The following is a 502-nucleotide window of genomic DNA, read 5'->3' as shown; positions in this document are numbered from 1 at the left end:
CGGGCGAGCAGCGTGCACGCCGCATTGATTACAAACATGTGATTCGGGCTTTAGCATCCAAGCCTCAAGCCTTCCGCTACTCAAGCTTACGAGACGATTTGCTGCCTAACGAGGCATACCGGCAGTTATGGCGATGTGCGGATCAACACTTGGAAAAACGCGAAGCGTGTAAATGGATGGTAACCGTTTTGCGCCTAGCCTTTGAATACGATTGTGAAACTGATTTGGGTGAGGGTTTACTGGCCGGTGCCTTGCTTGGCGAGTTCCCATCAATCCTCGCGATGCAAGATCGGTTCCTGAGTCACCAGACACGAGAGACTGAGACGAGGCAACCGGTACAGCATTCACTGAAGGCATACGATGAGCTGCTGTGGACCAACCCCCGCAATACGTTTGAGGCGGTGTACTCATGAGTGACGCCGTACTGTTATTGCTTAAAGAATTGCGCCTACCGGGCTTCGCCCGGCATTACAAAACGCTGTGGCAAACGGCAGCGGATAGC

General features: G+C 53.2%; 1 pseudogene. It reads left to right on the top strand.

The features are described 5' to 3' along the window. Positions 1-413, top strand: a pseudogene (locus O9X78_RS20865) (hypothetical protein); the annotation flags it as partial. Positions 414-502: the final 89 nt, after the last annotated feature.

Source organism: Zhongshania aquatica (assembly GCF_027257955.1).
Taxonomy (GTDB): domain Bacteria; phylum Pseudomonadota; class Gammaproteobacteria; order Pseudomonadales; family Spongiibacteraceae; genus Spongiibacter; species Spongiibacter aquatica.
This window is presented reverse-complemented; position numbering and strand designations above follow the sequence as displayed.